Origin of the sequence: Streptomyces griseochromogenes, from assembly GCF_001542625.1 — a bacterium.
Classification (GTDB): Bacteria; Actinomycetota; Actinomycetes; order Streptomycetales; family Streptomycetaceae; genus Streptomyces; species Streptomyces griseochromogenes.
The window spans coordinates 3,247,924-3,264,930 of record NZ_CP016279.1; the positions used below are offsets into that span (position 1 = coordinate 3,247,924).

The window sequence follows — 17,007 nt, forward strand, 5'->3', positions numbered from 1 at the left end:
GACGGACCGAGGCGGTTGCCTACCGGCGGAAGCCCAGCAGGCTGTGCAGGGTCAGGCCGCGGGACGACGCCGGGGCGGCCTTCGCCGCCGGCGGCTTGGGATCAGGGGACTTCTGGCAGACGGCGTCGGCCTCGCCGCTGCCGTGCGGGACGGTGCCGTCGGTCAGATAGGCGGCCAGGTACTTGTCCAGGCAGGCGTTGCCGCCCAGCGTGATGCCGTGGTTGCCGCCGCCCTGCTCGACCACCAGGCTGGAGTGGGCCAGCAGGCGGTGCGTCGCGACGCCGCCGGCGTAGGGCGTAGCCGCGTCCTCGGTCGCCTGGAACAGCAGTGCCGGCGGGAGTTTGTCGTTGGCGATGCTCCGCGGCGTCAGGGTGTCGCCCGGCCAGAACGCGCAGGGCGCGTTGTACCAGGCGTTGTTCCAGGCCATGAAGGGCGCCTTCGTGTACACCGCCCGGATGTCCTTCTGCCAGCGCTTCCAGTCGCGCGGCCAGGCGGCGTCCCGGCACTGCACCGCCGCGTAGACGCTGTACCCGTTGTCGCCCTCGGCGTCCACGGCGGCGAGGTTCCGGTACGCCGTCAGCAGCGGCTCGGTCTCCTTGTCGTGGACGTAGGCCGCGAACGCCTCGGCGAGGTAGGGCCAGTAGCCGTTGTAGTAGCCGCCGCGGATGAAGGTGTCCTCAAGCTCGGCGGCGCCGACCTCGCCGTCCGCCGGCTTCTTCGCCAGGGCGGCGCGCATCGCGTACCACTCGGCCTCGACCCGCTTGGGATCCGTGCCGAGCCGGTACGTCGAGTCGTACCGGGCGATCCAGGCCATCAGGGCGCGGTGGCGGTCGTTGAAGGCGTAGTCCTGGTCGATGTTGTCCTCGTACCAGACGCCGGTGGGGTTCACGATCGAGTCCAGCACCAGACGGCGCACCCGCTCGGGGAAGAGCTTCGCGTACATCGCGCCGAGGTAGGTGCCGTAGGAGTAGCCGAAGTAGCTGATCTTCGGGGCGTCCAGGGCCTGGCGGATGGAGTCCATGTCCTGGACGACGCCGACGGTGTTGATGTGGGGCAGCACGCTCGCGTACTTGGCGCGGCAGGCGTCGGCGAAGGACTGGGCGCGTTTCACGCCCGCCTCCTCCATCGCGGTCGTGGCGGGCACGGTGTCCGCCCGTACCGGCTTGAAGCGGCCGGTCGAGCAGTCCAGCGCCGGTGTGCTGCTGCCGACGCCGCGCGGATCGAAGCCGATGATGTCGTACTGGGCCGCCACGTCCTTGGGCAGCGCGGTGGCGACGAATCCGGCGAGGATCAGACCGCTGCCGCCGGGGCCGCCGGGGTTGACCAGCAGCGGCCCCTGGGAGGTCTTCGCGGTGTGCGGGACACGGGACAGGGCGAGGCTGATCTGCGGGCCGGACGGGTGGGCGTGGTCCAGCGGCACCTTCAGGGACGCGCACTGGAGCGTCGGATACTGGGGGATTCCGCATGTCTTCCAGGCGGGCTCCGCCGGAGCGGTGGGAGCCGCCTGGGCGGGCACGGCTGTGACCGAGCCCGCGACCATGGCGGCGGCTGCGCACAGCACGGCTGCGCGTGTTCTCATGGGTCCTCCCGGGACGGAGGGTGGCGCGAACCGCGCGGGTCACGGTTCTCGCCGGATCGTCCCGAGGACAGAGCCCGAAAGAACGTATTATCTCAATAGTTGACCCAATTGGGTCGAAGGATGCCCTCCAACGCTCTCAGATGAGAGTGAGTTGGGTTGGTTCGGACACGGCCGCGGGTTGGGCGGCCTGAGGGGCCTGGGCCGGCCCGATGCGCCGGGCCAGGCCCGTCCGGGTGGGTCCGATGCCGTACTCCTGGGCCAGTTCGTGCACCTGACGGGTGATCCGGCGCTGGTACCACTTCGGCGCGTAGGCGCCCTCCGCGTACAGCCGCTCGTAGCGGCGCACCAGGTGCGGGTGGTGCTGTCCGAGCCAGGCCGTGAACCACTCGTGGGCGCCCGGGCGCAGATGCAGCACGAGAGGGGTGACCGAGGTGGCCCCGGCGGCCGCGATCGACCGCACGGTCTCGCGCAGTTGGGCCGGATGGTCGCTCAGGAACGGGACGACCGGCGCCATCAGCACCCCGCAGCCGATGCCGTGCTCGCCGAGGGTGCGCACGACGTCCAGGCGGCGCTCGGGCGCCGGTGTGCCCGGCTCCACGGTGCGCCACAGGGCGGTGTCGGTGAAGCCCACGGAGACCGATATGCCGACGTCCGTCACCCTGGCCGCCCGGACCAGCAGGTCCAGGTCGCGCAGGATCAGCGTGCCCTTGGTCAGGATCGAGAACGGGTTCGCGTGCTCGGTGAGGGCCGAGATGATGCCCGGCATCAGCCGGTAGCGGCCCTCGGCGCGCTGGTAGCAGTCGACGTTGGTGCCCATCGCCACGTGGTCGCCCTGCCAGCGGCGGGAGGCCAGCTGACGGCGCAGCACCTCGGGCGCGTTCACCTTGACCACGATCTGGGTGTCGAAGCCGATCCCGGTGTCGAGGTCCAGATAGCCGTGCGTCTTGCGGGCGAAGCAGTACACGCATGCGTGCGTGCAGCCCCGGTAGGGATTCACCGTCCACTCGAACGGCATGCGCGAGGCGCCCGGCACCCGGTTCAGGACCGAGCGGGCCCGCACCTCGTGGAAGGTGATCCCGCGGAACTCGGGCGTGTCGAAGGTGCGGGTGGTGACGGCGTCCGCGCCGAACAGCGCGGCGTCGGCGGCCCGGCCGTGCCCGTCGGGTCCGCCGGATTCCACGGTGAGGTTCTCCCAGCGCATGACGCCTCCTCGGTAGCGCTCGGCACAGAATAGAACATCTGTTCCCATGATCGTGCGACCCCGATTTGGGTGGCCGGGTGCCGGGGTGGTTGGCTTGCCCCAACCCCGAGAAACCAGGTCCTGGAGGAACGCAATGGCGCAGGTCGAGGCCACTACGGAGCGGGTCGTCGCGGCGGACGCGGAGAAGGTGTTCGACGCCCTCGCCGACTACACCGGCACCCGGCAGCGGCTGCTGCCCGAACACTTCAGCGAGTACGAGGTGCGCGAGGGCGGCGACGGCGAGGGCACCCTCGTCCACTGGAAGCTCCAGGCCACCAGCAAGCGCGTGCGCGACTGCCTCCTGGAGGTCAGCGAGCCCACCGACGGCGAGCTGGTCGAGAAGGACCGCAACTCCTCGATGGTCACCACCTGGCGCGTCACCCCCGCCGGCGAGGGCAGCTCCCGGGTCGTCGTCACCACCACCTGGAAGGGCGCGGGCGGCATCGGCGGCTTCTTCGAGAAGACCTTCGCGCCCAAGGGCCTCGGCCGGATCTACGACGCGATCCTCGCCAACCTCGCCGCCGAAGTGGAGAAGTAACGCCGGACACGGGCCGGTGACGGGGCGTTGTGCCCCTCACCGGTTCGAGTGGATCTCCGTCCCCTCCGGGAATGTGCCGTAACTCGCCGCAGGTGTTCGCAGTTGTCGCCTGGCGCGGGAAATGTGCGACAGGAGCGGCGAGGGGAGCGGTACGTGGGCGGGTCGACTGTGGTGCGGCACGAGCCGGTCGTGGCGCCGGATCCGCCTCGAACCGCCGCCGAAGCGTCACCGGCCGCCCCGGCCGCCGGACTCGGCCCGCGCCGGGTGCGGCTGGTCTTCCTCGGGCTGATGCTCGCGCTGCTGCTCGCCGCGCTGGACCAGATGATCGTCGCCACCGCTCTGCCGAAGATCGTCGGCGAGCTGCACGGCCTCGACAGGATGTCCTGGGCGATCACCGCCTATCTGCTCACCTCCACCATCGGCCTGCCCCTGTACGGCAAGGTCGGCGACCTCTTCGGCCGCAAGGGCGTCTTCCAGTTCGCGATCGGGGCCTTCGTCGTCGGCTCCGCGCTCGCCGGGCGGGCGCACAGCATGGACCAGCTGATCGCCTTCCGGGCCGTGCAGGGCGTCGGTGCGGGCGGGCTCATGATCGGCGTGCAGGCGATCATCGCCGACATCGTGCCGCCCCGGCAGCGCGGCCGCTACATGGGCCTGATCGGCGCCGCCTTCGGCCTCGCCTCCGTCGCCGGGCCGCTGCTCGGCGGGTACTTCACCGACCACCTCTCCTGGCGCTGGTGCTTCTACATCAACGTCCCCTTCGGCCTGGTCACCCTCGCCGTCGTCACCGTCGTCCTCAAGCTGCCCCGGCCCAGGGCCCGCGGCCGCCTCGACGTGCCCGGCGGGCTGCTGCTCGCCGCGGCCTCCACCTGCCTGGTGCTGCTGACCAGCTGGGGCGGCACCGAGTACGCCTGGGACTCCCGGGAGATCCTCGGCCTCGGCGCGGGCGCCCTCGTCGCCACCGTGCTCTTCCTGGTCGCCGAGCGCTTCGCGGCCGAACCCCTCATCCCGCTCAGGCTGTTCCGGGACTCCGTCTTCAACGTCACCGCCCTGGTCGGCCTGGTGATCGGCGTCGCCCTGTTCGGCGCCGCCAGCTACCTGCCGACGTTCCTGCAGATGGTCGACGGGGCCAGCGCCACCGAGTCCGGGCTGCTGATGCTGCCCATGATGGCGGGCATCGTCGGCGCCTCGGTCATCGGCGGGCAGCTGATCAGCCACACCGGCCGCTACAAGGTCTTCCCGGTCCTCGGCGCCGCCCTCGCCGCCGTCGGCATGTGGCTGCTGTCCCGGCTGGCGGCCGACACGCCCCGGCTGCACTACAGCATCTGGATGGCGGTCCTCGGCGCGGGCATCGGCCTGGTGATGCCCGTCCTGGTGCTCGCCGTGCAGAACTCCGTGCGCCCCGCCGACCTCGGCACCGCCACCAGTGCCAACAACTACTTCCGGCAGATCGGCGGCAGCGTCGGCGCCGCTGTCTTCGGCACCCTCTTCGCCGACCGGCTCACCGACGCCCTGCACAGGGAACCGCCCCCGGACACGGGCGCCCGGCTGCCCGATCCGCAATCCCTGACCCCGCAGCTCGTCCACGCGCTGCCGGCGGCCCTGCGCGAGGCCTACGTCCGGGCCTACGCCGACGCGATGCCCAGGATCTTCCTCTACCTCGTCCCGGTGCTCGCCCTCGGCCTGCTCATCGCCTTCCTTCTCAAGGAGAGACCGCTGGTGTCCGACCAAGCCGCCGAGACGGCCCCCGCCACCGTCAAGGTCCCCATCCCGCAGGCCCGTTCCCCGCACACCGCCGGAATCCCGGTGTGCGGCACGGTGCGGCATCATGACGGGACCGTGGTGCCCCGCGCGGCGCTCACCCTCGTCGACGCGGCCGGAGCGCAGATCGGGCGGGGCGCGAGCGGCGAGGACGGACGGTACGCGCTCTCCACGCCGGGCTCCGGGTCGTATGTGCTGATCGCCGCCGCGGGCGGCCACCAGCCGCAGGCCGTCACGGTGACCGTCGGCGAACGCCCCGTCGAACTCGATGTGGTCCTCGGCGGCGCCGGACGCCTCGCCGGCAGCGTGCTCACCGCCGACGGCAGCGCCGTCCGGGACGCCACCGTCACCCTCACCAACGTGCACGGCGAAGTCGTCGCCACCACCCGCAGCGGCCGCGAGGGGGGCTACCTCATCACCGAGCTCGTCGCCGGCGAGTACACCCTCGCCGCCGGCGCCCCCGCCTTCCGCCCCGCCGCACTCCCGGTCACCGTGCAGGCCGCCCGTGAGACCCGGCAGGACATCGAACTGGCGGGCGGCGCCGTCCTGAAGGGCACCGTCCGGGTCGGCTCCGGGCGCCCCGTCGAGGACGCGCGCGTCACGCTCCTCGACGCCGCGGGCAACGTCGTCGACACCCTCACCACCGGACCGGACGGAGCGTTCCGTTTCGTGGACCTCTCCTCCGGCGAGTACACCGTCATCGCCGCCGGTTACCCGCCGGTCGCCACTGTGCTCCAGGTCGCGGGCGGCGGCCGGACGGAACGCGACCTCCAACTCGGCCACGAGGACTGAGGGGGGCGCCCGCAGGGCGCTGAGCTGCACGCCGGTGCGATCCGGTGAAACCAATTCCAGGATTGCCACACATCGCTACCGGCCGCCGCCGTACGGTAGTTACGGGGCGGCACAGATCGTTTACGAACAGCCGTGGGGAGAGAGGGCCTGGGCCATGGACCATGGCAGCGAGCGGGACACACCTCCCGGACGCGGCGCCGGTGACTCCGCGGCGGGCCGGATCCCGCTGGCCGTGGTGGTCGTCGACCGTGACGGCCTCGTGTCCCACTGGAGCAGCGGCGCACGCCGGCTGTTCGGCGTGGACAGGGAAGACGCGGTCGGGTACCCCGTCGCCGACCTGCTGCCGGTCTCCGGCGCGCTCTCCGAAGACCCCGACGACGAGGCCCTGTCCGACGGCTACAACACCTACGACGGGCTCGGCCCCGACCTGGAGGCATCCCTCGGCGGCCGCACCGGCTACGCGACGGCGGGCCGTGCCCGTCTCTTCCCGCACCAGGACGAGCAGTCCGGTGCCGAGCCGGCCGACGGGACCCGGATCGACGTGCTGTGGTGGGCGTACCCGCTGGTCGGCCCCGGCCCCTCGCGGCTGCTGGTGCTCGCCGCCGACGCCACCCGGCTGCGCGACGAGCGCGGCTACGACGACGAGGCCGCCGAACGCATCTCGCCCGGCTTCGCCCGCCACACCGAACTGCCCGCCCCCGGCGAACTCGCCCGCCGGCTGCCCGAGATCCTGCCCAACATGGGCCCGGGACTCAGCGGCCGCATCGTCTCCCAGGTCCTCGAACTCGGCTATCCCGTCCTGGAGTTCAGCCAGTTCGACCGGGTGCCGGTCACCCCGTACTGGGGCGTGCCGCGCCGCCCGGGACGCGGCCGCACCGAAGCCGTCGTACCGCAGCAGCGCACCGCTCCCGTGATCTCCGCCGGCGCCGAGCACGACCTCGAGTACGCCGCCGTCCGCGAGCGCCTGGAGTTCCTCAACGAGGTCAGCTCCGGCATCGGCTCCTCGCTCGACCTCGGCGAGACCATCCGCGAGGTCACCACCGCCGCCGTGCCCCGCTTCGCGGACTTCGCCGGCACCCATCTGCGCTCGGCCGTCCTGGCGGGCGAAGGGTTCCCGGACGGCCCGCCGGACGCCAGCACCCTGATGCACCGCGTCTGGGTCGAGCACAACGACGAACCGGGCCGCTGGGACGACACCGTGCCGGTCGGCGAGACCTTCGCCTTCCCCGAGCACACCCCGTTCTACAAGTGCATGGTCACGGGCGAACCGGTCCTCATCCCGAGGGTCACCGAGGAGCTGTCCGACCGTATCTCCGGCGAGTTCGAGAAGCGCGACCTCAGGCCGCTCATCGGCGGCCGCTCCCTGCTGATCGTCCCGCTCAAGGCACGCAACGTCGTCCTCGGGTTCATGGTGCTGATGCGCCGCCCCGACCGCCCGGCCTTCGACGACATGGACCGCACCACCGGCGCCGAACTCGCCGCCCGTGCCGGGCTCGTGCTCGACAACGCCCGCATGTACACCTACCAGGAGAACGTCGCCGACACCCTGCAGGACAGCATGCTGCCGCAGGTGACCCCGCGGATGGCCGGCTGTGACGTGGCGACCCGCTATCTGCCCGGCACCCGGCTCGGCCGGATCGGCGGCGACTGGTTCGACACCATCAAGCTGCCCGGCTCCCGCACCGCCCTCGTGGTCGGCGACGTCATGGGCCACGGCCTCAACTCGGCCGCCATGATGGGCCAGTTGCGTACGGCCGTGCAGACCATGGCCGCCATGGAGACCCCGCCGGCCCAACTGCTGCGCAACCTGGACGACCTGGCCCGTCGGCTCGGCGAGAACTACCTCGCCACCTGCCTGTACTCCGTCTACGATCCGATCCGCGGCGAACTCCACCTCGCCAACGCCGGACACATCCCGCCCGTCCTGGTGCGCGCCGCGGACGGCCGCAGCGAACTGCTCGACCTGCCGACGGGCGCACCCATAGGCGTCGGCGGTGTCCCGTTCGAGTCCACGGTCGTCCGCGTCGAACCCGGCGACCGGCTGGTGCTGTGCACCGACGGACTGGTCGAGGTGCGCGGCTCGGACATCGGCGAGGGCCTCGCCGCGCTCTGCGAGTCCGCCGCCCACCCCGCGGCCTCCATGGACGCCGCCTGCGACACCATCATCCGCGCGCTCAACACCCGCGGCGGCCGCAAGGACGACGTCGCCCTGCTCATGGCCCGGCTCAACGGCATCCCCGACGACCACGTCGCCGAGTGGCGGCTCGGCACCGACCCGCGCGAGGTGGCACGGTCCCGCCGACTGGTCCGCGACCGGCTCCTGGACTGGAACCTGCCGCACGCCGTGGAGACGGCGCAGCTGCTGGTCAGCGAGGTCGTCACCAACGCCGTCCGGCACGGCGGCGGTGACCGGATCGGACTGCGACTGGTGCGCACCGACGCACTGCTGTGCGAGGTCACCGACGAGGAGCCGGGCCTGCCCGCCATGCTCGGCGCCGGGCCCGCCGACGAGACGGGCCGCGGCCTGCGCGTGGTCAGTCGCCTGGCCCGGGAGTGGGGCGCCAGTGCCACCGGGCACCACCAGACCGTGTGGTTCGAACAGGCGCTCACCGGACGGCGATGAACAGGGGCGCGCGACTCGCCTGCGCCCCCCTGGCGAGTGGCCGGGGTCCGTACATCCAGTGAAGGTGACCTCTGGCCCCTTGCCCCGCGCACGGCCGTCGCGATATCCCGATCACGGAACCGACCGTGGGGAGAGCACGATGAACGTCTCGGACAACTACCGCAACGCGTGGGAGAGTTACTGGCGCGAAACCTCCGACGAGACGGGCGAGGCGATCTGGGACTCCGCTCCCTCCCTCACCGCCGAGCCGCACAGTCAGCTGTTCCTGCCGTACGCGGACCGCGACCGCACCATCGTCGACCTCGGCTGCGGCAACGGCACCCAGACCCGCTACCTCGCCACCCGGTTCACCCGCGCCGTCGGCGTCGACCTCTCGCACGCCGCCGTCGAGCACGCCCGCCGCGCCGTCCACGGCGACCCCATCGAGTTCCAGCAGCTCGACCTCACCGACACCGGCGCCGTACGCGCCCTGCACGAGCGGCTCGGCGACAGCCACGTCTATATGCGGGCCGTCATCCACCAGAGCGAACCGGACGCACGCGCCGCGGTGGCCGACGCGGTCGCCGAGATCATCGGCACCGAGGGCCGCGCCTTCGTCGTCGAACTCACCTCCGGCTCGCGAGACGTCCTCAAGCGCGCGGCCGCCGACCCCGCCGGACCGCCGCCCAAGCTGCGCCGCGTCTTCCACCACGGACTCAAGCCGGCCGACGCGGAGGACGAGGAGATCCCGCGCCTGCTCGGCGAGGCCGGTCTGGAGGTGCTCGCGGACGGCGAGACCACCCTGCCGCAGACCGAGTACCTCGCGGACGGCACCCGCATCGACCTTCCGGCGCGCTGGTTCGTGCTGGCCGGGAAGTGAACCGGGCCCGGGGCGGGCGGAGCGCCGGCAGGCATGGACGAAGCGGCACCGCCGGGTCGTAGCCTGTCCGGGCCGGGGCGCGTAACGTGACGCACCATGAAGATCCTCATCAGTGCGGACATGGAGGGCGCGACCGGCGTCACCTGGCCGGGCGATGTGCTGCCGGGGACGCCGCAGTGGGAGCGCTGCCGGTCGATGTTCACCTCGGACGTCAACGCGGCCGCGGAGGGCTTCTTCGACGGCGGCGCCGACCAGGTGCTGGTCAACGAGGCCCACTGGACCATGCGCAACCTGCTGCTGGAGCGGCTCGACGAGCGGGTGGAGATGCTCACCGGGCGGCACAAGGCGCTGTCCATGGTGGAGGGCGTCCAGTACGGCGACGCGGACGGCATCGCGTTCGTCGGCTACCACGCGGGCGCCGGCATGGAGGGCGTCCTCGCGCACACCTACCTCGCCAACCAGATCACCGGGGTGTGGGTGAACGACGTCCGCGCCAGCGAGGGTCTGCTCAACGCGCACGTCGTCGCCGAGTACGGCGTACCCGTCGTGCTCGTCACCGGCGACGACGTGGCCTGCGAGGACGCCCTCGGGTACGCGCCCGGGGCACTGAAGGTCGCGGTCAAGGACCATGTGTCGCGGTACGCGGCGGTGTGCCGCACCCCGGCCCGGACCGCGGCCGACATCCGCTCCGCCGCCAAGGAGGCCGCCCGGCTCGCGGTCCGGCACGAGCCCGTGCACGGCGGCCCGTTCACCGTCGCCGTCGAGGTCGACGCCGAGCACCTGGCGATGGCCGCGACCGTCGTCCCGGGCGTCGCCCGCATCGGCGAGCGGAAGGTGGCGTACACCAGCGACACCATGTACGACGGGATCCGTACCTTCAAGGCGGTCACCACGATCGTCTCGGCCGCGGTGGAGGAGCAGTATGGCTGACGAGCAGGCCCTGGACGAGGTGGTCGAGTTCACCTCCGATCTGATCCGGATCGACACCACCAATCGGGGCGGCGGCGACTGCCGAGAGCGGCCCGCCGCCGAGTACGCGGCCGAACGGCTGGCCGGGGCGGACCTTGAGCCGCTGCTGCTGGAGCGGACGCCGGGGCGGACCAATGTCGTCGCCCGGATCGAGGGCACCGACCCGTCCGCCCCCGCGCTGCTGGTGCACGGTCACCTCGACGTGGTGCCGGCCGAGGCCGCCGACTGGAGCGTGCACCCGTTCTCGGGCGAGGTCCGGGACGGTGTGGTGTGGGGGCGGGGCGCCGTCGACATGAAGAACATGGACGCGATGATCCTGGCGGTCGTCAGGGCCTGGGCCCGGCAGGGCGTGCGGCCCCGCCGCGACCTGGTCATCGCGTTCACCGCCGACGAGGAGGCCAGCGCCGAGGACGGCTCCGGGTTTCTCGCCGACCGCCATCCGGAGCTCTTCGAGGGCTGCACGGAGGGCATCGGCGAGGCCGGTGCGTTCACCTTCCACGACGGCGCCGGGCGGCAGATCTACCCGATCGCCGCGGGGGAGCGAGGCACCGGCTGGCTGAAACTCACCGCACGCGGTCGGGCCGGCCACGGCTCGAAGACGAACAAGGACAACGCGGTGACACGGCTCGCCGCCGCCGTCACGCGCATCGGCGGGTACGAGTGGCCGCTCAGGCTCACCCCGACCGTACGGGCCGCCCTCGCCGAGCTCGCCGCCCTCTACGGCATCGACGCGGACTTCGGGGAGCCGGAGCGGCTGCTGCAGAAGCTCGGTCCGGCCGCACAGCTGGTCGAGGCGACCCTGCGCAACAGCGCCAACCCCACCATGCTGGAGGCCGGTTACAAGGTCAACGTCATCCCTGGCGAGGCGGTCGCCTTCGTGGACGGGCGCTATCTGCCGGGCGGCGAGGAGGAGTTCCGCACCACCCTCGACCGGCTCACCGGTCCGGACGTGCACTGGGAGTTCCACCACCGGGAGGTCGCCCTGGAGGCGCCCGTGGACTCGCGGATCTTCGCCGGGATGCGGGCGGCCGTCGAGGAGTTCGCCCCGGAGGGGCATGTGGTGCCGTACTGCATGCCGGGCGGCACCGACGCCAAGCAGTTCTCGCGGCTCGGGATCACCGGCTACGGCTTCGCGCCGCTGAGGCTCCCCGAGGGCTTCGACTACCAGGCGATGTTCCACGGCGTCGACGAGCGCGTGCCCGTCGAGGCGCTGCACTTCGGCGTCCGTGTCCTCGACCGCTTCCTGCGGACGGCGTAGGCGAAGGGGGGAGGCGATGCTGAGGTCGGCGTACGGCTCCTGGCCCTCGCCCATCGACGCGGCGCTGGCCGCCGCCCACGACGGGCAGCCGGAGTGGGTGGGGTTCGTGGGGGACGAGGTCTGGTGGACCGAGCCCCGGCCCGCCGAAGGCGGGCGCCGGGCGCTGGTGCGCCGCGGCACGGACGGCGGCGAGCGGACGGTGCTGCCCGCGCCGTGGAACGTACGCAGCCGGGTCATCGAGTACGGGGGCCGGCCCTGGACCGGGGTGGTGCGCGACGGTGTCCCCCTGGTCGTGTTCACGCACTTTGCCGACCAGCGGCTGTACCGGTACGAGCCCGGCGGCGAGCCGCGCCCGCTGACGCCCCTGTCCCCGGTGGGCGGCGGGCTGCGCTGGGCGGAACCGCGGGTGGACCTCGCCCGGGGTGAAGTGTGGTGCGTCCTGGAGGAGTTCACCGGGGACGGCCCAGGTGACGTGCGGCGTGTCCTTGCGGCCGTACCGCTGGACGAATCGGCCGCCGACGACCGGGCCGCCGTACGCGAACTCACCGACGACCGGCACCGGTTCGTCACGGGACCCCGGCTCTCGCCCGACGGCCGCCGGGCCGCCTGGCTCGCCTGGGATCATCCGCGGATGCCGTGGGAGGGCACGGAACTGCTCGTCGGTGACATCGGCGACGACGGTCTGCTGCACGCGGTCACGACGGCCGCGGGCGGTCCGCGGGAGGCCGTCGCCCAGGCGGAGTGGTCCGCGGACGGCCGTCTGCTGTACGCGAGCGACCGCAGCGGCTGGTGGAACCTGTACCGGGACGGTATCCCGCTGTGCCCGCGCGAGGAGGAGTTCGCCGGGCCGCTGTGGAAGCTGGGCCTGCGCTGGTTCGCGCCGCTGGCGGGCGGACTGATCGCGGTCGTGCACGGCCGGGGGCCGACCGTACTCGGGATACTGGACCCGGAAACGGGCGAGGTCGTCGACGCCGCGGGACCGTGGACCGAGTTCGCGCCCAGCCTCGCGGCACACGGGTCACGGATCGTCGCGGTCGGCGCCGGCCCGCGCACCGCGTACGAAGTGGTCGAACTGGACATCCGCAGCGGCCGCGCCCGGGCGATCGGTGCCCGGCACCGCGACCCCGTCGACCCGGCGTACTACCCCGAGCCGCAGATCCGCACCTTCACGGGCCCCGCGGGTCGCGAGGTGCACGCCCACGTCTACCCGCCGCACCACCCCGGCCACGCCGCCCCGGGCGAGGAGCTGCCGCCCTTCGTCATCTGGGCGCACGGCGGGCCCACCAGCAGGGTGCCGCTCGTGCTGGACCTCGCGATCGCCTACTTCACCTCGCGCGGCATCGGGGTCGCCGAGGTCAACTACGGCGGGTCCACCGGATACGGCCGCGCCTACCGCGAGCGGCTGCGCGAACAGTGGGGCGTGGTCGACGTCGAGGACTGCGCGGCCGTCGCCCTCGCGCTCGCCGACGAGGGCATCGCCGACCGCGGGCGGCTCGCGATCCGCGGTGGCAGCGCGGGCGGCTGGACCACCGCCGCCTCGCTGACCACCACCGACGTCTACGCCTGCGGCACGATCAGCTATCCGGTCCTCGACCTCACCACCTGGGGCGCGGGGGAGACCCACGACTTCGAGTCGCGCTACCTGGAGTCGCTGATCGGCCCGCTCGCCGAGGTGCCCGCGCGGTACGCCCAGCGCTCGCCCACGGCGCACGCGGACCGGCTCGGCGTGCCCTTCCTGCTGCTCCAGGGCCTGGACGACGTGATCTGCCCGCCCGCGCAGTGCGCACGGTTCCTCGCCCGGATCGACGGCCGGGGCGTGCCGCACGCCTACCTCACCTTCGCGGGGGAGGGGCACGGCTTCCGGCGGGCCGAGACCATGGTCCGGGCCCTGGAGGCCGAGCTGTCCCTGTACGCTCAGGTGTTCGGGCTGAACCCGGTGCCCCCCGTCCCGAAGCTGGAGCTGGATCCGTGAAGGAACTCGTGCGGCCGGCCCGCCTGGCCCCCGGCGCCCGGGTGGCCGTCGTCGCCCCCAGCGGGCCGGTGCCCGAGGCGCGGCTGCAGGCGGGGCTCGACGTGCTGCGCGGCTGGGACCTCGACCCGGTGGTCGCACCCCATGTGCTGGACCGGCACGGCGAGTTCGACTACCTGGCGGGCGCGGACGCCGGCCGCGCCGCCGACCTCCAGAACGCCTGGTGCGACCCGGCGGTGGACGCGGTCCTGTGCGCCCGCGGCGGCTACGGCGTGCAACGGATGATCGACCTGCTCGACTGGGAGGCGATGCGGGCGGCCGGGCCGAAGGTGTTCGTCGGCTTCAGCGACATCACCGTCCTGCACGAGGCCTTCGCCACCCGCCTGGGGCTCGCCACCCTGTACGGGCCGATGGCGGCCGGCATCGACCTCATCAAGAGCGAGCGGGCGCAGGAGCACCTGAGGGCCACGCTCTTCGCCCCGGAGACCGTCCGCACCCTCGCCTCCGGCGCCACCGCCCTCGTCCCCGGCCGGGCCCGCGGCGTGACCCTGGGCGGCTGTCTGTGCCTGCTGGCCGCGGAGCGCGGCGCCCCGTACGCCCGTCCCTCGGCGCGCGGCGGCCTGCTGTGCCTGGAGGACGTGGGCGAGGAGGCGTACCGACTGGACCGCTACCTCACCCAGCTGCTCCGCGCGGGCTGGCTGGAGGGGGTGCGCGGGGTGCTGCTCGGCTCCTGGGAGAGCTGCGATCCCTACGACCGGGTGCGGCCCGTGCTGGCCGACCGCCTCGGTGCGCTCGGCGTGCCGGTCGTCGAGGAGTTCGGATTCGGGCACTGCGAGGGAGCGTTGACCGTGCCCTTCGGTGTCGCGGCCGAACTCGACGCGGACGCGGGTACGTTGACCCTGGACGAGCCCGCCCTGCGCTGACCCCTCCCGCTGAATCTCCGTCAAGGAGCCACACCGAGCCGCATCGGCCGTGACCCGACACGAGTCACAACATGATGACCGCCCGCTACCTACTGGCCGCTCTTCGCGTTGCCTCAGTGTGGAGGTCTCCGTGTTCCGACGCGTGCCCGGATCCCGAGCCGCGCTCGCTCTCGCCCTGGGCGCCGCGCTCACCGTACCCCTCGCGCCGACCGCTCGCGCGGCCGCGACCGATCGATACACCGTCACCGCACTGAAGTTCACCGTCCAGGCCGGCGGTCGCAGCTGCGCGGTGGACGCCGACCTGTACCGCCCCGCGGGCGTGGACGGCTCCCACCCCGCACCCGCCGTGCTCGTCACGAACGGATTCGGCGGGAGCAAGTCCGACGCCGAGACCGGCGCCGTCGGCAAGGTCCTCGCCCAGCGCGGCTACGTCGCCCTGCTCTACTCCGGACTCGGCTTCGGCGGGTCCGGCTGCCTCATCTCGCTCGACGACCCGGACATCGACGGCAGGGCCGCCTCGCGGCTCATCGACTTCCTGGGCGGAAGGACGACCGCCGACGACGGGACCCGGGCCGACTTCGTCACCCTCGACTCCGCCGGCGACCCGCGCGTCGGCATGATCGGCGGTTCCTACGGAGGCGCGATCCAGCTGGCCACGGCCTCCGTCGACCACCGGGTCGACGCGCTCGTGCCCATGCTCACGTGGCACGACCTGGCCTACTCGCTGGACCCGAACAACGCCACCGGGACCGTCCCGGGCGCGTTCAAGTGGCAGTGGACCAACGGCTTCTACCTCAGCGGCGAGAGCCAGCCGCTGACCGTGCCGAACCTCGACCCGTCCCGGATCAACTCCCTCACCTGCCTCCACTTCGCCACCAGGGCCTGTGCCATGGTGCACAGGCTCGACTCCGGCAGTTACCCGGCCGCCGAAACGGCCGAGTCGCTCGCCTACGCCCACAGCGTCTCCCCGGTCTCGTATCTCGACCGGGTCAAGGCGCCGACCCTGCTGGTCCAGGGGCAGGCCGACAGTCTCTTCAACCTCAACGAGGCGACGGCGACGTACGAGACGCTCAAGGCCCAGGGCACGACCACCAAGATGATCTGGCAGTCCTGGGGCCACAGCGGCGGCAAGACCGATCCGGCGGCCGGTGAACTCGACATCGCCCGGGGCAACCTGGAGACGAGCTATGTGGGCCGGCGGATCCTCGCCTGGTTCGACCGCTACCTCCGGGGGCACGAGGGCGTCGACACCGGACCCGCCTTCGCCTACTACCGCGACTGGATCACCGACCCCGACAGCACCTACGCCACGGCGGACCGCCTTCCCGCCCTCACCGAGACGCTCTACCTCTCCGGTGACGGCAAACTCGTGGACAACCGCAAGAAGGTCGCCCTGGGCAGTCGTACCTACCGCAACTGGCCGGTCTCCACGAGTCATTCGGAGAACTCCGTCACGGGGATCCTCGGAGTGCCGGACCCCGCCCCGTACGACACCAGGGGCACCTACGCGGCCTGGACCAGCGAACCCCTCACCCGCACCACGGACGTCGTCGGCGCGCCCCGGGCCACGCTCGAGGTCGTCTCGCCGGTGGCCGAGCGGACGCAGGACTCCGGCGACGCGGCCGACAAGCTCGTGCTGTTCGTCAAGCTGTACGACATCGCGCCCGACGGCACCAGCACGCTGGTGCACCGGCTCGTCGCGCCGGTCCGCGTGCCCGACGTGACCCGGAGCTTCACCGTGACCCTACCGGGCATCGTGCACCGGTACCCGAAGGGGCACCGGCTGCGGTTCGTGATCGCGGCGAGCGACGACGCGTACTTCGGCAACCGGGGGATCAAGCCGGTCACCGTGGTCAGCGCGCCGGGGGACACGGGGGTGCTGGAGCTGCCGGTGTCCGGCGGCTGAGTCGGCCGAAGGACTGTGCCACGTAGGCTGACCGGATGCCGACCACCGTATCCCGCTACCTGGCCGAAGGCCCCCGCGTGGGGATCCGTCACTTCACCCCGGAGGACGGACCGGAGTTCACCGCCCGGGCCAGGGAGAGCAAGGACCTGCACCGGCCGTGGCTGTTCCCGCCGGACACCGACGAGGGCTACGCCGCCTATGCCCGGCCGCTCATCGAGGACCCGACCCGGGCCGGGTTCCTCGTGTGCGAGAGGGACACCGGGGACATCGCCGGGTTCATCAACATCAACAACATCGTCCGGGGCGGCTTCCAGTGCGGTGCGCTCGGCTACGGCGCCTTCGCGCACGCGGCAGGGCGGGGGCTGATGCGCGAGGGGCTCGAGCTGGTGATCGGGTACGCGTTCGGGCCGTTGGGGCTGCACCGGCTGGAGATCAACGCCCAGCCCGCCAACGCCGCCTCCGTCGCGCTGGCACGGGGCGCCGGTTTCCGGCTGGAGGGCTTCTCGCCCGACATGATCTTCATCGACGGGGCCTGGCGGGACCACGAACGCTGGGCGCTGACCGTGGAGATGCGTTCCGGAGGCTGATCGTTT

12 protein-coding genes are annotated in these 17,007 nt (G+C 72.5%); 10 read left to right on the forward strand and 2 right to left on the reverse strand.

The annotated features are described in order from the left end of the window. Window positions 1-19: 19 nt before the first annotated feature. Together AVL59_RS13920 and AVL59_RS13925 are read right to left on the reverse strand one after the other, a co-directional pair. Window positions 20-1,579: an alpha/beta hydrolase gene (locus AVL59_RS13920; protein WP_067303537.1), complete on the reverse strand. Its 1,560-nt coding sequence runs from the start codon at window positions 1,577-1,579 to the stop codon at window positions 20-22. A 136-nt stretch (window positions 1,580-1,715) separates the two neighbouring features. Further along, the gene (locus AVL59_RS13925) at window positions 1,716-2,780 is read right to left on the reverse strand and encodes an Rv2578c family radical SAM protein (protein WP_067303540.1); all 1,065 of its coding nucleotides are present in this window, start codon (window positions 2,778-2,780) and stop codon (window positions 1,716-1,718) included. A gap of 133 nt (window positions 2,781-2,913) precedes the next feature. Between AVL59_RS13925 and AVL59_RS13930 the strand changes: the two genes are divergently transcribed. The 10 genes from AVL59_RS13930 (at window position 2,914) to AVL59_RS13975 (ending at window position 17,001) form a co-directional block, all read left to right on the forward strand. Next, window positions 2,914-3,357: an SRPBCC family protein gene (locus tag AVL59_RS13930; protein WP_067303543.1), complete on the forward strand. Its 444-nt coding sequence runs from the start codon at window positions 2,914-2,916 to the stop codon at window positions 3,355-3,357. 153 nt (window positions 3,358-3,510) lie between these two features. Then, window positions 3,511-5,907: an MFS transporter gene (locus tag AVL59_RS13935; protein WP_067303545.1), complete on the forward strand. Its 2,397-nt coding sequence runs from the start codon at window positions 3,511-3,513 to the stop codon at window positions 5,905-5,907. Window positions 5,908-6,061: 154 nt separating this feature from the next. Continuing rightward, complete coding sequence (locus AVL59_RS13940) at window positions 6,062-8,530, forward strand: ATP-binding SpoIIE family protein phosphatase (protein WP_067303548.1); 2,469 nt, start codon at window positions 6,062-6,064, stop codon at window positions 8,528-8,530. 139 nt (window positions 8,531-8,669) lie between these two features. Further along, window positions 8,670-9,389, forward strand: a complete 720-nt coding sequence (locus tag AVL59_RS13945; protein ID WP_067303551.1) for a class I SAM-dependent methyltransferase — start codon at window positions 8,670-8,672, stop codon at window positions 9,387-9,389. 96 nt (window positions 9,390-9,485) lie between these two features. Beyond that, window positions 9,486-10,319, forward strand: coding sequence for a M55 family metallopeptidase (locus AVL59_RS13950; RefSeq protein WP_067303554.1), 834 nt, complete (start codon window positions 9,486-9,488; stop codon window positions 10,317-10,319). Beyond that, complete coding sequence (locus AVL59_RS13955; RefSeq protein ID WP_067303557.1) at window positions 10,312-11,616, forward strand: M20/M25/M40 family metallo-hydrolase; 1,305 nt, start codon at window positions 10,312-10,314, stop codon at window positions 11,614-11,616. Before AVL59_RS13950 ends, AVL59_RS13955 begins: the two co-directional genes overlap by 8 nt. Before the next feature lie 16 nt (window positions 11,617-11,632). After that, window positions 11,633-13,588, forward strand: coding sequence for a prolyl oligopeptidase family serine peptidase (locus AVL59_RS13960; protein WP_067303560.1), 1,956 nt, complete (start codon window positions 11,633-11,635; stop codon window positions 13,586-13,588). Then, on the forward strand, window positions 13,585-14,508 hold the full coding sequence (locus AVL59_RS13965; protein ID WP_067303563.1) for a S66 peptidase family protein: 924 nt from the start codon (window positions 13,585-13,587) through the stop codon (window positions 14,506-14,508). The genes AVL59_RS13960 and AVL59_RS13965 overlap by 4 nt, the downstream gene beginning before the upstream one ends. A 130-nt stretch (window positions 14,509-14,638) precedes the next feature. Then, window positions 14,639-16,414, forward strand: a complete 1,776-nt coding sequence (locus tag AVL59_RS13970) for a CocE/NonD family hydrolase (protein ID WP_067303566.1) — start codon at window positions 14,639-14,641, stop codon at window positions 16,412-16,414. 35 nt (window positions 16,415-16,449) lie between these two features. Next, window positions 16,450-17,001 (forward strand): GNAT family N-acetyltransferase, encoded by a 552-nt coding sequence (locus tag AVL59_RS13975; RefSeq protein ID WP_067303569.1) that lies wholly within the window; start codon window positions 16,450-16,452, stop codon window positions 16,999-17,001. Window positions 17,002-17,007: the final 6 nt, after the last annotated feature.

Coding starts and splice junctions, on each gene's coding strand:
- AVL59_RS13920 (WP_067303537.1), bottom strand. CDS start 1,579: ATGAGAACACGCGCAGCCGTGCTGTGCGCAGCCGCCGCCATGGTCGCG.
- AVL59_RS13925 (WP_067303540.1), bottom strand. CDS start 2,780: ATGCGCTGGGAGAACCTCACCGTGGAATCCGGCGGACCCGACGGGCAC.
- AVL59_RS13930 (WP_067303543.1), top strand. CDS start 2,914: ATGGCGCAGGTCGAGGCCACTACGGAGCGGGTCGTCGCGGCGGACGCG.
- AVL59_RS13940 (WP_067303548.1), top strand. CDS start 6,062: ATGGACCATGGCAGCGAGCGGGACACACCTCCCGGACGCGGCGCCGGT.
- AVL59_RS13945 (WP_067303551.1), top strand. CDS start 8,670: ATGAACGTCTCGGACAACTACCGCAACGCGTGGGAGAGTTACTGGCGC.
- AVL59_RS13950 (WP_067303554.1), top strand. CDS start 9,486: ATGAAGATCCTCATCAGTGCGGACATGGAGGGCGCGACCGGCGTCACC.
- AVL59_RS13955 (WP_067303557.1), top strand. CDS start 10,312: ATGGCTGACGAGCAGGCCCTGGACGAGGTGGTCGAGTTCACCTCCGAT.
- AVL59_RS13960 (WP_067303560.1), top strand. CDS start 11,633: ATGCTGAGGTCGGCGTACGGCTCCTGGCCCTCGCCCATCGACGCGGCG.
- AVL59_RS13975 (WP_067303569.1), top strand. CDS start 16,450: ATGCCGACCACCGTATCCCGCTACCTGGCCGAAGGCCCCCGCGTGGGG.